Source organism: Aeromonas diversa CDC 2478-85, from assembly GCF_000819805.1.
Taxonomy (GTDB): domain Bacteria; phylum Pseudomonadota; class Gammaproteobacteria; order Enterobacterales; family Aeromonadaceae; genus Aeromonas; species Aeromonas diversa.
This window is the reverse complement of record NZ_CDCE01000037.1, coordinates 258,278-275,770: the sequence shown is the minus strand read 5'-3', so window position 1 is coordinate 275,770 and position 17,493 is coordinate 258,278. Positions and strand designations below refer to the sequence as shown.

At 61.4% G+C, this 17,493-nt stretch carries 20 protein-coding genes; 10 read left to right on the top strand and 10 right to left on the bottom strand.

The genetic code is table 11. The features are described from left to right. Positions 1–46 precede the first annotated feature (46 nt). The 4 genes from clpX to BN1121_RS18485 all read right to left on the bottom strand — a co-directional run bounded on the left by clpX (position 47) and on the right by BN1121_RS18485 (position 4,105). Positions 47–1,324, bottom strand: a complete 1,278-nt coding sequence (gene clpX / locus BN1121_RS18500; RefSeq protein WP_005354050.1) for an ATP-dependent protease ATP-binding subunit ClpX — start codon at positions 1,322–1,324, stop codon at positions 47–49. Positions 1,325–1,399: 75 nt separating this feature from the next. Beyond that, complete coding sequence (gene clpP / locus BN1121_RS18495) at positions 1,400–2,023, bottom strand: ATP-dependent Clp endopeptidase proteolytic subunit ClpP (protein WP_005354052.1); 624 nt, start codon at positions 2,021–2,023, stop codon at positions 1,400–1,402. A gap of 86 nt (positions 2,024–2,109) precedes the next feature. After that, entirely contained in the window at positions 2,110–3,420 is a 1,311-nt protein-coding gene (gene tig / locus BN1121_RS18490; RefSeq protein ID WP_005354068.1) for a trigger factor, read from the bottom strand. 304 nt (positions 3,421–3,724) lie between these two features. Continuing rightward, a complete protein-coding gene (locus BN1121_RS18485) occupies positions 3,725–4,105 on the bottom strand; it encodes a diacylglycerol kinase (protein WP_005354071.1) in 381 nt (126 codons plus the stop codon). A gap of 143 nt (positions 4,106–4,248) precedes the next feature. Between BN1121_RS18485 and BN1121_RS18480 the strand changes: the two genes are divergently transcribed. Next, the gene (locus tag BN1121_RS18480) at positions 4,249–5,313 is read left to right on the top strand and encodes a 3-deoxy-7-phosphoheptulonate synthase (RefSeq protein WP_005354073.1); all 1,065 of its coding nucleotides are present in this window, start codon (positions 4,249–4,251) and stop codon (positions 5,311–5,313) included. Here the strand turns inward: BN1121_RS18480 and BN1121_RS18475 are convergent. From BN1121_RS18475 to BN1121_RS18465, 3 genes are read right to left on the bottom strand one after another with little or no spacing between them, the layout of a single operon-like run. After that, entirely contained in the window at positions 5,310–6,050 is a 741-nt protein-coding gene (locus BN1121_RS18475) for an ATP-binding cassette domain-containing protein (protein ID WP_005354076.1), read from the bottom strand. The two genes, BN1121_RS18480 and BN1121_RS18475, sit on opposite strands and share 4 nt — an antisense overlap. Continuing rightward, a complete protein-coding gene (gene btuC / locus BN1121_RS18470) occupies positions 6,037–7,026 on the bottom strand; it encodes a vitamin B12 ABC transporter permease BtuC (RefSeq protein ID WP_005354078.1) in 990 nt (329 codons plus the stop codon). The genes BN1121_RS18475 and btuC overlap by 14 nt, the downstream gene beginning before the upstream one ends. 17 nt (positions 7,027–7,043) lie before the next feature. After that, a complete protein-coding gene (locus BN1121_RS18465; protein WP_005354081.1) occupies positions 7,044–7,778 on the bottom strand; it encodes a substrate-binding periplasmic protein in 735 nt (244 codons plus the stop codon). A 99-nt stretch (positions 7,779–7,877) separates the two neighbouring features. Here BN1121_RS18465 and BN1121_RS18460 point away from each other — a divergent pair, with 99 nt between their 5' ends. Further along, positions 7,878–8,231, top strand: coding sequence for a DMT family protein (locus BN1121_RS18460; protein WP_005354083.1), 354 nt, complete (start codon positions 7,878–7,880; stop codon positions 8,229–8,231). A 56-nt stretch (positions 8,232–8,287) separates the two neighbouring features. Continuing rightward, a complete protein-coding gene (locus tag BN1121_RS18455; RefSeq protein ID WP_005354085.1) occupies positions 8,288–9,409 on the top strand; it encodes a PilT/PilU family type 4a pilus ATPase in 1,122 nt (373 codons plus the stop codon). Positions 9,410–9,447: 38 nt separating this feature from the next. On the opposite strand, the gene BN1121_RS18450 is transcribed toward BN1121_RS18455, so the two are convergent. Genes BN1121_RS18450 through BN1121_RS18440 form a run of 3 tightly spaced genes read right to left on the bottom strand, consistent with a single transcriptional unit; the run spans position 9,448 to position 12,178 of the window. Then, a complete protein-coding gene (locus BN1121_RS18450; RefSeq protein ID WP_005354087.1) occupies positions 9,448–9,690 on the bottom strand; it encodes a FeoC-like transcriptional regulator in 243 nt (80 codons plus the stop codon). After that, the gene (gene feoB, locus BN1121_RS18445) at positions 9,687–11,954 is read right to left on the bottom strand and encodes a Fe(2+) transporter permease subunit FeoB (protein ID WP_005354090.1); all 2,268 of its coding nucleotides are present in this window, start codon (positions 11,952–11,954) and stop codon (positions 9,687–9,689) included. Before feoB ends, BN1121_RS18450 begins: the two co-directional genes overlap by 4 nt. Continuing rightward, positions 11,951–12,178 carry a FeoA family protein gene (locus BN1121_RS18440; RefSeq protein WP_005354093.1) on the bottom strand — a complete coding sequence of 76 codons (228 nt, stop codon included), beginning with the start codon at positions 12,176–12,178 and terminating at the stop codon, positions 11,951–11,953. The genes feoB and BN1121_RS18440 overlap by 4 nt, the downstream gene beginning before the upstream one ends. Before the next feature lie 117 nt (positions 12,179–12,295). Between BN1121_RS18440 and BN1121_RS18435 the strand changes: the two genes are divergently transcribed. The 7 genes from BN1121_RS18435 (at position 12,296) to BN1121_RS18405 (ending at position 17,390) form a co-directional block, all read left to right on the top strand. Then, positions 12,296–12,625 (top strand): translation initiation factor, encoded by a 330-nt coding sequence (locus BN1121_RS18435; RefSeq protein WP_005354096.1) that lies wholly within the window; start codon positions 12,296–12,298, stop codon positions 12,623–12,625. 241 nt (positions 12,626–12,866) lie between these two features. Then, entirely contained in the window at positions 12,867–13,424 is a 558-nt protein-coding gene (locus tag BN1121_RS18430; RefSeq protein WP_005354097.1) for a TMEM165/GDT1 family protein, read from the top strand. 54 nt (positions 13,425–13,478) lie between these two features. Further along, positions 13,479–14,402, top strand: coding sequence for a DUF2157 domain-containing protein (locus tag BN1121_RS18425; protein WP_005354099.1), 924 nt, complete (start codon positions 13,479–13,481; stop codon positions 14,400–14,402). Further along, positions 14,395–15,381 (top strand): DUF4401 domain-containing protein, encoded by a 987-nt coding sequence (locus tag BN1121_RS18420; RefSeq protein ID WP_005354100.1) that lies wholly within the window; start codon positions 14,395–14,397, stop codon positions 15,379–15,381. The genes BN1121_RS18425 and BN1121_RS18420 overlap by 8 nt, the downstream gene beginning before the upstream one ends. Then, entirely contained in the window at positions 15,378–15,842 is a 465-nt protein-coding gene (locus BN1121_RS18415; RefSeq protein ID WP_005354102.1) for a GDYXXLXY domain-containing protein, read from the top strand. The genes BN1121_RS18420 and BN1121_RS18415 overlap by 4 nt, the downstream gene beginning before the upstream one ends. A 66-nt stretch (positions 15,843–15,908) precedes the next feature. Continuing rightward, on the top strand, positions 15,909–16,649 hold the full coding sequence (locus tag BN1121_RS18410) for a substrate-binding periplasmic protein (protein ID WP_005354104.1): 741 nt from the start codon (positions 15,909–15,911) through the stop codon (positions 16,647–16,649). Positions 16,650–16,658: 9 nt separating this feature from the next. Then, entirely contained in the window at positions 16,659–17,390 is a 732-nt protein-coding gene (locus BN1121_RS18405) for a substrate-binding periplasmic protein (RefSeq protein WP_005354106.1), read from the top strand. Positions 17,391–17,493 lie beyond the last annotated feature (103 nt).

The following is a 17,493-nucleotide window of genomic DNA, read 5'->3' as shown; positions in this document are numbered from 1 at the left end:
ATGAAAGGGGCAATTTGCCCCTTTCATTTGATTAAAACACAGTCACTTATTCAGAAGCCGCGGCCTGAGTCTCGGGACGCTCATAGATCATCAAGGGCGGAGTATCACCCTTGATGACGCCCTCGTCGATGACCACCTTGCTGACGTCTTCCAGAGAAGGCAGGTCATACATGGTATCGAGCAGGACAGCCTCCACGATGGAGCGCAGACCACGAGCACCAGTCTTGCGTTCCATCGCCTTCTTGGCGATGGCGACCAGAGCGTCCTCACGGAACTCCAGCTCCACCCCTTCGAGATCGAACAGGGCAGCATACTGCTTGGTCAGCGCGTTCTTGGGCTCTTGCAGGATCTGGATCAGGGCCGCCTCGTCAAGCTCGCTCAAGGTCGCGACCACCGGCAGACGACCGATGAACTCGGGGATGAGACCGTACTTGATGAGATCCTCGGGCTCGACCTTGGCAAAGGTCTCGCTCAAGGTCGCCTTGGCATCCTTGGATTTGACCTCGGCGCCAAAACCGATGCCGGTCCCCTTGACGGAGCGTTGCTCGATCACCTTGTCGAGACCGGCGAAGGCACCGCCACAGATGAACAGGATCTTGGAGGTATCAACCTGCAAGAACTCCTGTTGCGGGTGCTTGCGCCCCCCTTGCGGCGGAACCGAGGCGATGGTCCCCTCGATCAGCTTGAGCAGCGCCTGCTGCACCCCTTCGCCCGATACGTCACGGGTGATGGAGGGGTTGTCTGACTTGCGGGAGATCTTGTCGATCTCGTCGATATAGACGATACCGCGCTGGGCCTTCTCCACGTCGTAGTCACACTTTTGCAGCAGCTTCTGGATGATGTTCTCCACGTCCTCACCCACGTAACCGGCTTCGGTCAGAGTGGTGGCATCGGCCATGGTGAAGGGCACATCCAGCAGGCGCGCCAGGGTCTCGGCCAGCAGGGTCTTACCGCTGCCGGTAGGACCTATCAGCAGGATGTTGGACTTGCCAAGCTCGACCCCGTTGGTGTCGACACCGCTCGAGCGCAGACGCTTGTAGTGGTTGTAGACGGCCACCGCCAGCACCTTCTTCGCGTGCTCCTGCCCGATGACATAGTCATCGAGATGAGCACGGATCTTGTGCGGAGTCGGCAGCTCGGCACCTTCCCGTTTGGGAGAGATGTCGCGGATCTCTTCGCGAATGATGTCGTTGCACAGCTCGACACACTCGTCGCAAATATAGACGGAAGGGCCAGCGATCAGCTTGCGCACTTCATGCTGGCTCTTGCCGCAAAAAGAGCAGTAGAGCAGCTTTTCGCCCTCACCCTTGCGTTTGTCTGTCATTAAGAAACCTCTATCGTGATGGCGCGGTCGTTGCGCACTCTCTTGGTCAGTGTACTACAGGCCGCGCCCGAGTGCTCAGGAGCGATGAGTCAGCACACCATCGACCAGACCATAGGCTACCGCCTGCTCGGCCGACATGAAGTTGTCACGGTCGGTGTCGCGCTCGATGGTCGCCATGTCCTGGCCGGTGTGGAACGCCAGGCGCTCGTTCAGGGTGTTCTTGATCTTGAGGATCTCCTGGGCGTGGATCTGAATGTCCGATGCCTGACCCTGGAAGCCGCCCAGCGGCTGGTGGATCATCACCCGGGCGTTAGGCAGGCAGAAACGCTTGCCCTTGGCACCACCGGCCAGCAGGAAGGCACCCATGGAGCAGGCCTGCCCCATGCAAACGGTGCTCACGTCCGGCTTGATGAACTGCATGGTGTCATAGATGGACATGCCCGCAGTGACCGAGCCACCCGGTGAGTTGATATAGATGTAGATGTCCTTGTCCGGATTCTCCGACTCGAGGAACAGCAGCTGTGCCACCACCAGGTTGGCCATCTGATCTTCCACCTGACCGGTCAGGAAGATCACCCGCTCTTTGAGCAGGCGAGAGTAGATATCGTAGGAGCGCTCACCCTTGGCGGTCTGCTCTACCACGATGGGGACCAGGGCATTGCTGGGGGAGTCGGTCACATCGTTGTAATTTTTGAACATAAGGCATTGTCCCTAAAATAAAATGGCCCGAGTGAGTAACACACGGGCCATTATACGTAACACTCTTGACCTTAAGTCAAATGTTCTTAGGCACCGGCACCAGACTTGTTGATGACCTCGTCAAAGCTCACGGCTTTCTCGGTCACCTGAGCCTTGGAGAGGATGAGGTCGATAGCCTGATCTTCGATGGCCAGATTGCGCACGCCGTTCAGGGCCTGCTCGTTCTGCTTGTAGTACTCAACCACTTCCTTCGGATCTTCGTAGGCGGTGGCCATGGACTCGATGATGGACTCAACGCGAGCGTCATCGGCCTTGATCTCGTTGGTGCGGATCACTTCGCCCAGCAGCAGACCGATGCGAACGCGGCGCTCGGCCTGGTCCTTGAACAGTTCGGCCGGCAGCTCGGGAACGTTGCCACCCTGGAAGCCGCCGAAGCGCTGCAGAGCTTGCTTACGCATGGCGTCGATCTCTTGCTCAACGGCAGCCTTCGGCAGATCGATGGCGTTGGTTTCAACCAGACCGTTCAGCACCTGCTCCTTGACGGCGTTCTTCAGTGCCTGGGAGAGCTCGCGCTCCATGTTCTTGCGAACTTCGGCCTTCAGCTCTTCAACGGCACCGCTCTCGATACCGAAGCGCTTGACGAACTCTTCGGTCAGCTCCGGCAGGATCTGCTCTTCAACCTTGTTCAGCTTGGAGGCAAACTTGGCCGCCTTACCCTTGAGGTTTTCGGCGTGGTAGTCAGCCGGGAAAGTCACCTCGATGGTGAACTCGTCGCCAGCCTTCTTGCCCATGATGGCGTCTTCGAAGCCCGGGATCATACGACCGGCACCCAGTACCAGGTTGAAGCCTTCCGCCTTGCCACCGTCAAACTCTTCACCGTCGATAGAGCCGACGAAGTCCATGGTGACACGCATGCCATCGGCAGCGGCCGCATCGGCCTCAGACCAGGTGGCGTGCTGCTTGCGCAGGGTGTCGATCATCTTGTCCAGGTCGGCGTCGGTCACGGCAGCAACCGGCTTCTCGACCTTGATGGCGTCCAGACCGGCTACTTCGAACTCGGGATAGACTTCGAAAGTGGCGGAGAAGACGAAATCCTGACCTTCTTTGATCTCTTGCGGATCCATGGTCGGGGCACCGGCCGGGCTCAGCTTGTTATCGATGATGGCCTTGATGAAGTTGGTCTGCATCATTTCGTCGGCAACGCGGGCGTGGGCCAGGGCGCCAAACATCTTCTTGATGATGGAAACAGGTGCCTTGCCCGGACGGAAACCGTCGATACGACGGGACTTGGCCAGACCGTTCAGTTCTTTCTTGACGGCGGCATCCACGGCGGCAGCCGGAACAGTGATAGTCAGGCGACGTTCCAGACCCTGGGTTGTTTCTACAGAAACTTGCATTCTTTTACCTCGTTCAACTCAGCACTCGGTGCTGACCCTTTATCTCCCCAAGGGTCTCCCCGGGGTCTTCCTGGTATTCAAAGACAACAGGGTGTCTTTGCTCAAATGAAAATCAGACGCGGCATTATAGCGGTGCGGTTTGGTCGAGTCGAGCCGCAGCGCCGTACGATTCTGTGCACCAGCACGCGATTTGGCGCACGACCGGAGCCGAAGGTGGCGACCCGAAGGGAATAATTCAAGGCTTTTTGCCTTTTTTTCTCTCAAGCGGGCAAAAAGCCAGCAGAGAACGCCGCTTGTGCGACCACTACCACCATCCAAGCAAGTTACGACCGGCGATGGCCCCCCAGACGAACAGGGTCAGTGCCAATGCCAAAAAGACGGCAGCCGATCCCATATCCTTGGCCCGTCCCGACAGCTCGTGGCGTTCGGCCCCGATCCGATCGACCACGGCCTCGAGCGCCGAGTTGAGCACCTCGACGATCACCACCAGCCAGCTGACGCAGACCAGCAGCAGGATCTGCTCGAGAGTATCCCCCACCCAAAACGCCAGCGGCATCAGAAACAGGATGAGCATCAGCTCCTGACGAAAGGCCGCCTCATTACACCAGGCAGCCTTGAGCCCCTTGATGCTATATCCGGTGGCGTGAATGATCCGGGTCAGGCCGGTTGCCCCAGGTTTTCCCACATGACACCTCGACTATGTGCAAGCAGTGCAGAACAGAGGGCACGATAGTACCAGAGCGTCCCGCGGTTTCAATCAAGCGGCTTTTGCATTATGGTAAGCCCTCGCTTTCATGGGCCCTGGCGGCCATTTGACCCGAGTTGTATATGTCCATTCACACTGACGAATTGAGAACACGGCGCATTGGCGATCTCATCACCCCGCGCGAGCTGGCCCACTCCTTTCCCATCGACGACGAGACGGCCCACCATCTGCTGAACGCGCGTCGGGAAGTCGAGGCTATCTTGCAGGGTGAAGACAAGCGCCTGCTGGTGATCATCGGGCCCTGCTCCATTCACGATCCGGCTGCGGCCCTGGAGTATGCCCGTCGTCTGGTGGTCTTGCGTGAGCGCTACAGTGCGAGCCTGTGCATAGTGATGCGTGCCTATTTCGAGAAGCCACGCACCATCATCGGCTGGAAGGGGCTCATCAACGACCCCCATCTGGATGGCAGCTTCGACGTCAATCAAGGACTCTGCCTGGCTCGCAAGCTGCTGCTCGAGATCAATCAACTCGGCATGCCCACTGCCACCGAATTTCTCGACATGGTCACCGGCCAGTATTACGCCGACCTCATCACCTGGGGTGCCATCGGGGCACGAACCACTGAGTCTCAGGTACACAGAGAGATGGCCTCTGCCCTCTCCTGCCCGGTGGGCTTTAAAAATGGTACCGACGGCAACCTGCGCATCGCCATCGATGCGGTGCGCGCCGCCCGCCACAGCCACATCTTCTACTCCCCCGATAAAGAGGGGAAGATGACTATCTACCGCACCGCCGGCAACCCACACGGCCACGTGATCCTGCGTGGGGGCCACAGGCCCAACTACGACACCGCCAGCATCGACGAGGCGTGCGAGGCCCTGGCGGCGGTGGCACTGCCCGAGCGACTGGTGGTGGACTTCAGCCATGGCAACAGCATGAAGGATCATCGTCGCCAGATGCTGGTGGCCGAGGATATCTGCGATCAACTGCGCCGCGGCCGCAGCGGCATTGCCGGCATCATGGCCGAGAGCTTCCTGGTCGAAGGTCGCCAAGAGGTGGTCGACGGTCGCGCCGCCACCTTTGGCCAGAGCATCACGGACGCCTGCCTCTGCTGGGAGACGAGCGAGCGTCTGGTGGCCATGCTGGCCGAAGCGAGCCAAGCCCGCATGAGCAGCCAGCCGCGTTAACCCTGGCCGACAGGCAAGATCCAGTGACGACCGGCCGCCTCCACGCGGCCGGTTTTGATTTTGAAGACCCGCTCGATGAGGGACAGTTCCAGCCGGTCCGGTGTGCCATCAAAGACCAGCTGGCCCTGTTCGAGACAGAGCAGACGATCGGCCCAGTGCAGGGCCAGATTGAGGTCATGAATGGAGAGCACCACCACCATCCCCTGCCCCACCAGATGGCGCAATAATCCCAGCAGAGCGTGCTGGTGATGCAGATCGAGTCCAGCCAGAGGCTCGTCGAGCAGCAAGAGGCCGGCACTCTCTGTGGGCCAAACCTGAAGCAGGGTGCGGGCGATCACCACCCGCTGCAGCTCGCCTCCCGACAGGGTGGTCACATCGCGCCCCAGCAGCGGGACCAACTCCAGCGTCTGCATCAGGGTATCGAGACCCGCTTCGACACGCTCGGGCGCTACCCCCAGGGTAAGCAACTCGAAGACCGGCATGGCCAGGCCCGGCTGAACCCGTTGCGTCAGCAATGCGCGACGTTTGGCAAGCGACGGCCAGTCATACTCAGCCAAGGGGCGCTCATCGAGGCTGATCCGCCCTGCGCTCGGGGCCAACAGCCCTGCCATGGCGCCGAGCAGGCTCGATTTGCCGCTACCGTTGGGGCCAACCAATGCCACGGCCTCGGGATGCGCCAGCGAGAGCGAGAGACCGTCGAGTCGGCCGGCCAGAGTCAATCGTTCAAGTTGCAGCATGGCGCCTCATCAGCAGGGCGATAAAGAGGGGGGCTCCCAGGGTCGCGGTCACCACACCGATGGGAAGTTCACCGCTGGTGAGGGTGGTGCGGGCCAGCAGATCCGCCATCAGCAGCAACAGGGCCCCGCCGAGCGCCGAGGCAGGCAGCAGATGGCGCGGATGGGTCACTCCGGCAAGCCGCAGCAGGTGTGGCACCACCAACCCAACGAAACCGATGACCCCGGCCAGGGAAACGGCCAACGCGGTGAGCAGACACACCAGCAGGATAAGCCAGGTGCGCTCTCGCACCACATCGAGCCCCATCAGACGCGCCTGATCTTCGCCCAATAGCAGCAGTTGCATGGCACGGCCACGCAGGCCCAACATCAGGGGGCCGGCGAGCAGCAAGGGCAGACTCCAGAAGAGCTGGCCTCCCCCGAAGGCGAGACTCCCCATGAGCCAGAACATAAACTGACGCAGAGAGGCGTCGTCGGCCAGGTAGAGTAACCAGGTGACGGCGGCATTGGCCAGGATGCCGATGGCCACGCCGAAGAGCAGCAAACGCCCGGTATCGAGGCGCCGCCGACGCGACATCCCCACCAGGAGCGCGGTCACCAACAGAGCCCCGACGAAACTCGCCAGGGCCAGGGCCCAGGCGGGGAGTATCCACCCCCCCGCATTGGCCAGCGTCATCGCCACCATGGCACACAGACCGGCACCACTGGAGATGCCGAGCAGCCCGGGCTCGGCCACCGGGTTGTAGAGCAGCACCTGCAAGGTGGCACCGCTCATGGCCAGCGCCGCCCCCACCGCCATGGCGAGCAGGGTGCGCGGCAGACGCAGCTGCCAGAGGATCTGACGCCCGATGGGATCCAGCTCCTGCCAGGGCCAGAGCCCATAGGCACCGAGAGAGAGGGAGAGCAGCGCCATGGCCAGCAGCACCAGCAGCAATGTCCCCAGCAGCAGTCGGTGACGATGGCGCTGGCGTACCTGCAACGCGAGGAGAGGGTGATTCAGTGGAGCTCCTTAACCCGGGGGCGATAGGCGGTAGCGAGGCGCTCGATAGTGCCATCTTTGATCATGCTCGCCAAGGCTTGCTCCAGCAGGTGAGCCTGCTCCTTGCCGGCCGACTGCTTACTCACGCCCACATAGAGGTTAACCCTGGCATCGGGTTGCCAGGGGGTCTTGATCAGGTGGTGCGCATCCTTGGCCAGCGCATAGTCGACCTGGCAGTCGGTCCCAACCAAGAGGTCCAGGTGGCCGCGCACCACCATGCCAAGCAATTGCTGCTCGGTAGGCACCCCATGACGACGCAACTTGGGATCGGAGTCAAAGGGTTCGAAATAGGCTGACTTGAGCACGTAGCCCAGCTCGAGGGCGTACAGATCATCATAACGATGGACTCGGTTTGCTACCTCGGCGCGGCCGTAGAAGGCCGGGTGACACTCGTAATAGGAGGGGGCCAGATAGTCGATATAACGCTCTCGCTCGGCGGTGCGGGCCAGCCCCATCATCAGATCGACCTTACCACTTTGCATAAACGAGAGGGCTCGCCCCCAGGGATAACGCCGGACTTCCACCTCGACCCCGGCGCGCTTGGCCATCGCCTCCAGAATATCCACATCCAGGCCATGAAAACGCCCCTCTTGCTCCATTCGAAAGGGGGGCCACTCATCCATGGCCACCACCAGAGGTGCGCCCCATACCGAGGGCGCCAACCAGAGCAAAGCCCAATACCACCACTTCATTACACCATCCTTGCCACGACGACTCACTTCCGTGTTCCCTCTTTATCCCACAAGCGACTCAAGCTATAAAGAGCACCCGCTTTGCTTTGGACACAAATCATGAACCCCGTCACCACCAGCATAGGCCTGTTGCTGTGCAGCAACGTCTTCATGACCTTCGCCTGGTATGCCCATCTCAAGAACATGAGCCACAAGCCCTGGATCATCGCAGCCCTGGTGAGCTGGGGGATCGCACTGTTCGAGTACCTGTTGCAGGTCCCCGCCAACCGGATCGGCCATCAGGTGCTGACGGTGGCGCAGTTGAAGATCCTGCAAGAGGTGATCACCCTGACCGTCTTTGTCCCCTTCTCGGTCTTCTACCTCAAGGAGGAGATCAAGCTCGACTACCTATGGGCGGCCCTGTGCATGATGGGGGCAGTCTTCTTCGTCTTCCGGGAGAAGCTGGTTAGCTGAGCCGGTCTGGGCCCCTTGCAGTTATACTCAACACATCGCGATATCGAGGAACCACCATGGAATTGCAACCCCTGCTGCAGATCCTGGCCCACCAGGATGGATCTGATCTCTACCTCTCCACCGGTGCCCCCCCCAGCGCCAAGTTTCAGGGCGTGCTCAAGCCGCTGGGCAGCGATCCCCTCCCCCCCGGCGAGACGGCGCGTATCGCCGAGAGCATCATGGACGAGGAGCAGCGCATCGCCTTTGCCAAGGAGCTGGAGATGAACCTGGCCATCTCCATCCCCAAGGTGGGTCGTTTCCGTATCAATATTTTCAAGCAGCGCAACGAGATCTCTATCGTCGCGCGTAACATCAAGACCGATATCCCCCGCTTCGAGGATCTCAAGCTACCCGAGGTTCTACTCGAGACCATCATGGAGAAACGTGGCCTGGTGCTGTTTGTCGGCGGCACCGGCTCGGGTAAATCCACCTCGCTCGCGGCCCTCATCGATCACCGCAACCGTAACAGCGGCGGCCACATCATCACGATTGAGGACCCGGTCGAATACGTCCATCAGCACCAGCGCTGCATCATCAATCAGCGCGAGGTGGGGGTCGATACCCGCAGCTTCCATGCGGCGCTGAAAAACACGCTGCGTCAGGCACCCGACGTGATCCTCATCGGTGAAATCCGGGACCAAGAGACCATGGAGCACGCCCTCGCCTTCGCCGAGACCGGCCACCTGGCCATCTCGACGCTGCACGCCAACAACGCCAACCAGGCCCTCGATCGCATCATCAACTTCTTTCCCGAGGAGCGGCGGCCGCAGCTGCTGCAGGATCTCGGCAACAACCTCAAGGCCTTCATCTCCCAGCGGCTGGTCAAGACCAAGGAGGGTGGGCGCCGTGCCGCCGTCGAGGTGATGCTCGGCACCCACACGGTGCGCGACATGGTCAAACGCAATGAGTTTGGCGGCCTTAAGGAGGTGATGGAAAAATCCCGTGCGCTCGGCATGGTCACCTTCGATCAGGCGCTCTTCGAGCTGGTGGTCGAGGGCTGCATTGAAGAGGAAGAGGCCGTGAAAAACGCCGACTCGGCCAACAACCTGCGTCTCAAGATCAAGCTGTGGCGAGAGAAGGGGCAGATTGCAAGCAGTGGCGACTCCTCCGGCTGGGCCATCGACATGGGGGATCACTGACCCCCAATAACGAGGGCCCGCATCTGCGGGCCCTCCATTCAGGCTTGTTGTACCACGCCTATTTGTCCTTCCGGTAGCCACTCGAAGAGCACCTCCGACTGCTTGCCGCAGCAGCTGCCACTGCAGCCGCCCGTGGCGCACTTGCGAACCCTTCCCTTACGCATCCAGATCCCCAGCATCGCCTCCACCGCATCCTCTGAGGTGGCGAAGTGGCGAGCCAGATCCCGCCGGGAAGCGCGCCCCTGCGCGGCCAGATAGTGACCCAGGTCACGCAGGATCACAGCACCACCGCCTTGCGTGCCATCAGGTCCCCATGGCGGCGCATCGCTACCCAGAGCAGCACGCTCATCATCAGGTAGAAGAGGATCCAGAGCAGGCTCTGCTGAGGGTGACGCTCGAAGGTCATCAACTGATAGCAGAGGGTGCCCCCCATGAAGGCGGTGTAGTTGCACCACAGGGCGGTGAAGGTAGCCCAGCCACGGCCGGTTTCACGCACCAGGGCCCCCATGGCGGCGGCGCAGGGCATGTAGAGCAGCACGAAGACCAGATAGGAGAGCGCACCGGCCGCCCCGTCGAAGTGCTGTTGCATGTTGCCATAGGTGGCCACATCGACCTCTTGCTCCTCGGCCGCCACGGCCTGGTCTTCCACCTCACCGACCGAAATCCCGATGGGATCGCGCGGATCGATGGCCTCGAGGTTGGCGGGGATGGTGGCCAGCGCCTCCTTGAGGCTGCCGAGCAGGCTGTACTCACCCGCCTCATCATCGGCACTGCCGGCATAGAGGCTGTTGAGGGTACCCACTACCGCCTCCTTGGCGAAGATACCGGTGACAATTCCGACCGTTGCCTGCCAGTTGTCATCGCGGATCCCCAGGGGGTGCAGGACGGGAGTGATCGCCTTGCTCACGGTCGCCAGGATGGACTTCTCGCCACCGGCATGATCGAAGCGGCCATCGGTGCCGAGGTTGTTAAAGATGCTGAGGATCGCCACCACCAGCACTATGGTCTTGCCCGCCCCGAAGATGAAGGTCTTGAGCTTCTGCCAGGTCTTGAGCAGCACATGATTGAGCCGCGGCAGTTCGTAATCCGGCATCTCCATCAGCAGGCTCTCGCTCTTGCCCGGCAGCAGAGTGCTGCGCAGCAACAGACCGGTAAGCACTGCGACCAAAATCCCCAACAGATAGAGGGCGAACACCAGATCTTGCCCGTTATGAGGGAAGAAGGCGACCGCAAACAGGGCGTAGACCGGCAGGCGGGCCCCGCAGGACATGAAGGGCGCCATGGCCGAGGTCATCAGCCGTTCGCGCTCGGCCCCCAGGGTGCGGGCAGCCATCACGGCCGGCACCGAGCAGCCAAACCCCATCAACATTGGGACGAACGCCTTGCCCGGCAGACCGAGGCGGCGCATCAGGGCATCCACCACGAAGGCTGCACGGGCCAGATAGCCCGAGCTCTCGAGCACGGCGAGGAAGAGATAGAGACAGGCGATCACCGGGATAAAGGTCGCCACCGTCTGCAGACCAGCCCCGAATCCATCGGCCAGGATGGCGCTCACCCACTCCGGGGCCGAGACCATTTCCAGCAGGTGTTTGACACCATCGACAAACAGGGCACCGCCCATGATGTCGAAGAAGTCGATGAAGGCGCTGCCCACGTTGATGGCAAACAGGAACATCAGATACATCACCATCAGGAAGAAGGGGATCCCCACCCAGCGGTTGAGCAACACCCGATCGAGCAACTCACTACCGGCCGCAGAGAGCTTGCCCTTCTGATGGCGATAGGCCTGGCAGAGGGCATGGATGTGGCCGTAACGCACGTCGGCCAGTTGCAGATCCACGTCGTGCCCCTGCTGCATCCGCTCGATAAGCGCGCGCACGCTGGCCTGGCGCTCTGCCTCGAGCCCACCGAGGAAACTGCTATCCCCCTCCAGCAGACGCAAGGCGCGGCCCCGGGCCACGGTATGATGCTCATCACCAATGCAGGTGGAGAGCTCCTCGATGGCCGCCTCGAACTCGCTGCCGTAATCGAGGCGCAGAGGCGACTGATCGCCGGTAAAGGTCAGGAGGGCATCCTTGAGGGCGCTAATCTGGCGCGGTTTGCGCGTCGACAACGCAATCACGGGGCAACCGAGCGCCGACGAGAGGGCGCGGGTGTCGATCTCGATGCGGCGCTTCTCCAGCAGATCCATCTTGTTGAGTACCACCAGCACAGGTAATCCCAGCTCACGCAGCTGCAGGGTCAGGTAGAGGGAGCGCTCGAGACTGGCGGCATCGATGACGTTGAGGAAGAGGTCGGGACGCTGGCTCTGAATGTAGCGACTGGCGATCTGCTCATCGATGGTATCGTGCTGGTTGCCCAGCCCATAGATACCGGGCAAATCCATCAGCTCCACCTCGAAACCGCGATGCTCGAAACGGCCGCTCTTCTTCTCTACTGTCACCCCGGACCAGTTCCCCACCTGCTGGCGTGCACCGGTCAGGGCGTTAAAGAGGGAGGTCTTGCCACTGTTGGGGTTACCCACAGTCACCACGTTCAACTTCATACTGCTTCCACCTCGATCAGTCGGGCCAGACTCTTCTGCATGGAGAGGCAGATCCCGTCACACTGGATCTGCAGGGGATCCCCCAACGGGGCGGCACGCAAGAACTGCACCTGGCTGCTGGGTAGCAGCCCCATCACCATCAGTTTTCGACGAACCTGATGGTTTAATCTGTTCATGTTGACGATACGGGCACGCTGTCCCGGCGCCAGATCTGCGAGATCCATGGCCGACTCCTAACTTCAAACAAGAATAATTCGTTTTTATGATCGCCATTATAAGCCGTGATTCCAACTTTATTTTGCGTAAAATCAAACTCTGTTCAGCAAATTCAGGAACGATTCATGTCACACGATGCCAATAGCCGCCTGGTCTACTCCACCGATCGCGGCCCCATTGACCAGCCTACCCTCACCCCTGCGGCCTCTCCCTTCCCCGACGACGGGGTGGTGCGCATTCGCCGTGAAACCAAGGGACGTAAGGGCGCCGGCGTCATCACTGTGTATGGGATCCCCTCCGGGCAGCAGAAGGCGATCGCCACCACCTTGAAGAAGAAGTGCGGCACCGGGGGCTCCCTCAAGGAGGGGGTGATCGAGATCCAGGGAGACAAGCGGGAGCTTATCAAGAGCGAGCTGGAGAAGGCCGGCTTCACGGTCAAGTTGGTGGGGGGGTAAAACCCTTGCCGCAGGCAACCCTTTTCACTAGAATGCAGCCTCCCATCGAGGGGGAGTAGTCTCGCCACCTGACGCCATGCAGGGGGTGATCCTGATCAACACACTTGGTGCCAAATCACCATGGTCAGGATGCAGCCGACGGCTGTTGACAAGACCTTTGACGGGCGGGGGACCTAAACCGGGGACGGGGGTCACCTGCCGGTCTTTGGTTGATAACAACCCCGTCCCCCGGTTCTTATTCATGGAAGCTCTGCTCACCTCCACGCTCAGCGTGGCCATCGCCGAAATTGGCGACAAGACCCAATTACTTGCCCTGCTGCTCATCTGCCGCTTCAAGAAACCCTGGCCCATCATTGCCGGCATACTGGCCGCGACCCTGCTCAATCACGCCGGTGCCGCCTGGGTTGGCGAGTTAATCAGCCGCTGGATCGATCCCAAGACCCTCACCTATCTGGTGGCCGGCGCCTTCATCGCCATGGCTCTGTGGATCCTGGTGCCCGACAAGATGGACGACGAGGAGAGCCCACTCGATCGCTTCGGCCCCTTCCTCGCCACCTTCATCCTCTTCTTCATCGCCGAAATTGGTGACAAGACCCAGATCGCCACCGTCCTGCTGGCGGCCAAATATGACGCCTTCTTCCAGGTGATCGCCGGCACCACGATCGGCATGATGCTGGCCAACGTGCCTGTAGTGCTGATCGGCAAGCTCGGCGCCGACCGGCTGCCACTGAAATGGATCCGTATTGGCTGCGCCCTGCTCTTCGCCCTGCTTGGGATCAGCACCCTGTTGATGGCCTGATCCTCAAAACGTCAATTCGTGGGATAATGGCGGCTCCCGATATCAGGAGCCGCCATGTTTCCACCCTCTCGCGCCCCCCTCTTCGAGTGGCTTCGCAGTGGTCACCTCAGCCAGGAGCACCTGGAGGAGGCCAAGGCGCTGTGTCCTCCGCCCTCGCCTGCGGCCTGGCACTGGCTGCTCGATCGCCTGCTACTTTGGCTCGGTGTGTTGGCACTGGGGAGCGGGATCATCTTCTTTGTCGCCTTCAACTGGCACGCCCTCGGCCGATTGCCCCGCCTGTTGCTGGTCGCCGCCCCCCTGCTTCCCCTGTTGCAGCTGTTCGGCCATCCCAGGCTTTCAGCACCAACCCGGGAGGGCGTGATGCTGCTCGCGGCCCTCAACCTGGGGGCACTGCTGGCCCTGATGGGGCAGACCTACCAGAGTGGCGCCGACCCTTATGAGCTTTTTGCCTTCTGGGCCCTGCTCCTGCTGCCACTCGCCTGGCTCGGACGCTCTGCGACCCTCTGGGCCCTGTGCTGGTTGCTGGCGCAGGTGGCGCTGCTGCGTTACTGGCAGGTGGCCCGCGCCGATCTAGGCTGGCTCGATGAGGAGGGGCTGGCCTGGGGACTCACCCTCGGCAACGGGCTGCTCTGGGGGATAGTTCGCACCCTGCCCACTGGCTGGTTGCCCGAGGCCCTGCCGGCGCTCGCCGCCGGTCTCGGCAGCACCCTGCTGGTGCTGCTGGCCATCACAGAGATCGCCTCGCCCCTTGCCTGGCCCCTCTGGCTCGGCTGGCTCGGCTGTGCCTATCTGGGGTGGCGAGGCCGGTTTCTGACCGGGCTGGCGCTGATGGCCCTCTCGATGATCACCATCCTGCTCGCCCTCGTCGCCCGCCAGATAGAGGTGGATGCCCTGGGTGCCCTGCTGCTGGCCCTGCTCGCCATTGCGCTCTCTGTCGGCGCCGTGCGCTGGCTGGCTTGGGAGGCGCGTCATGAGTGAATCGCTCTGGCAACGACTGCATCAGGCCGGCCTGGTCAAGGGCGAGCAGCCGGTCACCCCGCACTGGAGCAGCCGCCTGCTGCTCGGCGCCTGTGGCTGGCTGGCCGCCCTCTTCTTGCTGATCGCCCTGCATCTGTCTCTCGGCGAGACGCTGCTCGAGCCCCGCCACGCCCTGGCGCTCGGCAGCGCCCTGCTGCTCACCGCCCGCCTGCTGCTTGTGTGGCAGGGGCGGCGCGAATTGGTGGCGCAGCTGGTATTGGCACTGGCCCTGACCGGCGATGGCTGGTTGTTCTATGCCCTGCTGGATGAAGGAGATCCGCAATCGGCGCGCCTCTGGCTGACGGCGGCTCTGGGGGCACTTGTAATTGCCCTGCTCTTCGCCCACTGGCTACTGCGCCTCTTTCATGGCTTTGCCTGTGCCCTGCTGCTGAGTCTGGCGCTCGCCTGTCTGGGGCTACAGGCGCTGGCCCAACCCTTACTATTGCTCGCCTTGCTGCTGCTCTGGTACGCAAGTGGGCAACAACCGCGCCACTATTCCCTCTGGGAGAGCCAGCAACTCGGCATCGCCCTGGCACTGCTTACCCTGACCCTGGCCGGCGTGATCGGCGAGGCGAGCCTCGATCCCCTCGGCTGGTTTGTGGCATCGCGTCTGCCTCATTGGCTGGCGCCGCTACTTAGCCTCCCCCTGCTTGGGCTATTGGCCCGGCGCGCCGCCATTCCCTGGCATCTGGTGCTACCCCTGATGGCGGCTGCGGCCGTCATCCCCTGGCTCGGGGGAGCCGCTCTGCTGCTCCTGATAGGCTTTCACGGCGGCCACCGAGGGCTCTGGAGCCTGGGCCTGCTGCTCTTGATAGCGAGCATCGGCCTCTACTATTACGACCTGAACCTGACCCTGATGACCAAATCCCTGCTGCTTGGGCTACTCGGCCTGCTGCTGCTCGTCACGCGCCATATGCTGCGCGGCGGGAGGAACTCATGAGTCGCACTCGCCTGATCCCCCTCTACGGTCTGCTGGTGCTGCTCCTGCTCGGGGGCGTCACCCTCTGGCGGGAGTACATCCTGAGCCGGGGGGAGCGAATACTGCTGCCCCTGGCGCCGGTCGATCCCCGCTCACTGATGCAGGGGGACTATATGCGCCTTGACTACGAGCTGGCTCGCCAATGGCGACCCGGCGCCCCTCTCGTCGTCACCCTCGATGCCAGGGGGGTGGCCCGCTGGCGAGCACAGGGGAAGCCCGAACGCCTCGCCCCGAACGAGCGGCGGCTCTTCCCGAAACAGGGGCGGATAGGTCCCGACGCCTATTTCTTCGAGGAGGGTGACGGTGAGGCGCTAACCCGAGCCCGTTATGGCGAGTTTCGCCTCCACCGGGATGTGTTACTGCTAGTTGGGCTGGCCGATGAAGAGGGGCACCCTCTGGGGAAACAGCGCCCGCGCTGGTGAGCGGGTTGTGATCCGGCCATTGTGTGTCAACACTTAGGCCAGACCCTTCATCTGCAAGGAGAGCCTATGAAGCGCTGGTTCCTTCTGCTGCTCGCTCTGGGTTGTGCCCAGGCCAGCGAACTGAGCGATTTGCAGTACTTAAGCGAAGAGTATCGCCCCTACAACTTCAGCGACGAGCAGGGCCAACCGACTGGCATGTCGGTGGAGTTGCTTCAGGCGGTGTGGAAGAGGACCAATACCCCACCCCAGCGTATTACTATCATGCCTTGGGCGCGCGGCTACTATCTGTTGACTCAAAAGCCTAACGTGGTGCTCTTTGCCACCGCCCGTACCGCTGCGCGCGAACCTCTGTTCAAATGGGCCTGCCCCATCGGCTACGCAGAGATAGTGCTCCTCGCCATCAAGGATAAGGGGCCGGCGCTAAAGAGTCTGGACGATGCCAAGCAGTACCCCATCGCGGCGGTGCGTGCCGATGTGGGGGAGCAATTGCTGCTCAACAAAGGCTTTGACGAGGGGAAGATCCTCGGTGCCAACCGATTGCAGCAGGCGCTCAAGATGCTGACCTCGGGGCGGGCGACCCTGCTCTCGACCAATCGCACTACCGTAATGGAGCTGATTCATAACCAACGGCTCAACCCCGACCAGTTCACCGTCGCCTGGGTGTTGAGCTCCGAGCAGTTCTGTTACGCCTTCAGTTATCAGGTGAGCGATGATCTGATCAAACGCTTCCAGACTGGCCTCAACCAGGTGCTGGCCAGCAATGACTATGGTCCGATCCGGGACAAATACTTTCCGACCAAGCAGTGAGGGGCATAGATGAAGACACTGTTGGCCATCTGGCTGCTGCTCTGCCCCCTCCCCCTGCTGGCTGATTTGAGTCAGCTTGAATACTTGACCGAGCACTACCCCCCCTATAACTATCAGGAAGAGGGCAAAGCGGCAGGCCTCGCCGTCGAGATCCTCAAGCTGGTGTGGCAACAAAGCGGCACTCCGGAGCAACCGATCCGGGTCGTCCCCTGGGCCCGCGGCTATTATCTTCTGACCCAGAAGCCCAATGTGGTGCTCTTCTCGACCGCCCGCACAGCGGTGCGCGATCCGCTATTCAAGTGGGCCTGCCCCATCGGCTATTCGGAGATAGTCCTGCTTGCCCTGGCCAAACGAAATCTCACCCTGACCGACGAAAGCACCCTGCATGCCTATACCTACTCCGCCGTGCGCTTCGATGTATCCGAACAGTTGCTGCTCAATCGCGGCTTGGACGATACCCGCATCATGCCCGCCAACCGTCTCTCCCAGGCGCTGCGCATGCTGCTTTCCGGTCGAGTTGATCTGGTGGCCGCCGGAGCACTGGCTGCCCAGCAGGCCATGCAAGAGCTAAAAGTAGATCCGACCCTGTTCCACCGCGCCTATACCCTGAGCGCCGAGACCCTCTGCTACGCCTTCAACCAGTCCGTCAACGACGAGACGGTCAACCAGTTTCAGCAGGCGCTGACCAAGGTACTGGCCAGCGAGCAGTACCAACCCCTTTACAAGCGATTCTTCCCCTAGGGGTGATCTATACGCGGCAAGGGCTGCGGCCCTATAGCCATCAAACAAGAAACTGAAAAGAGGAAACGAGTGTCGGGTGAGAAGAACACCTTTATCAAGACTT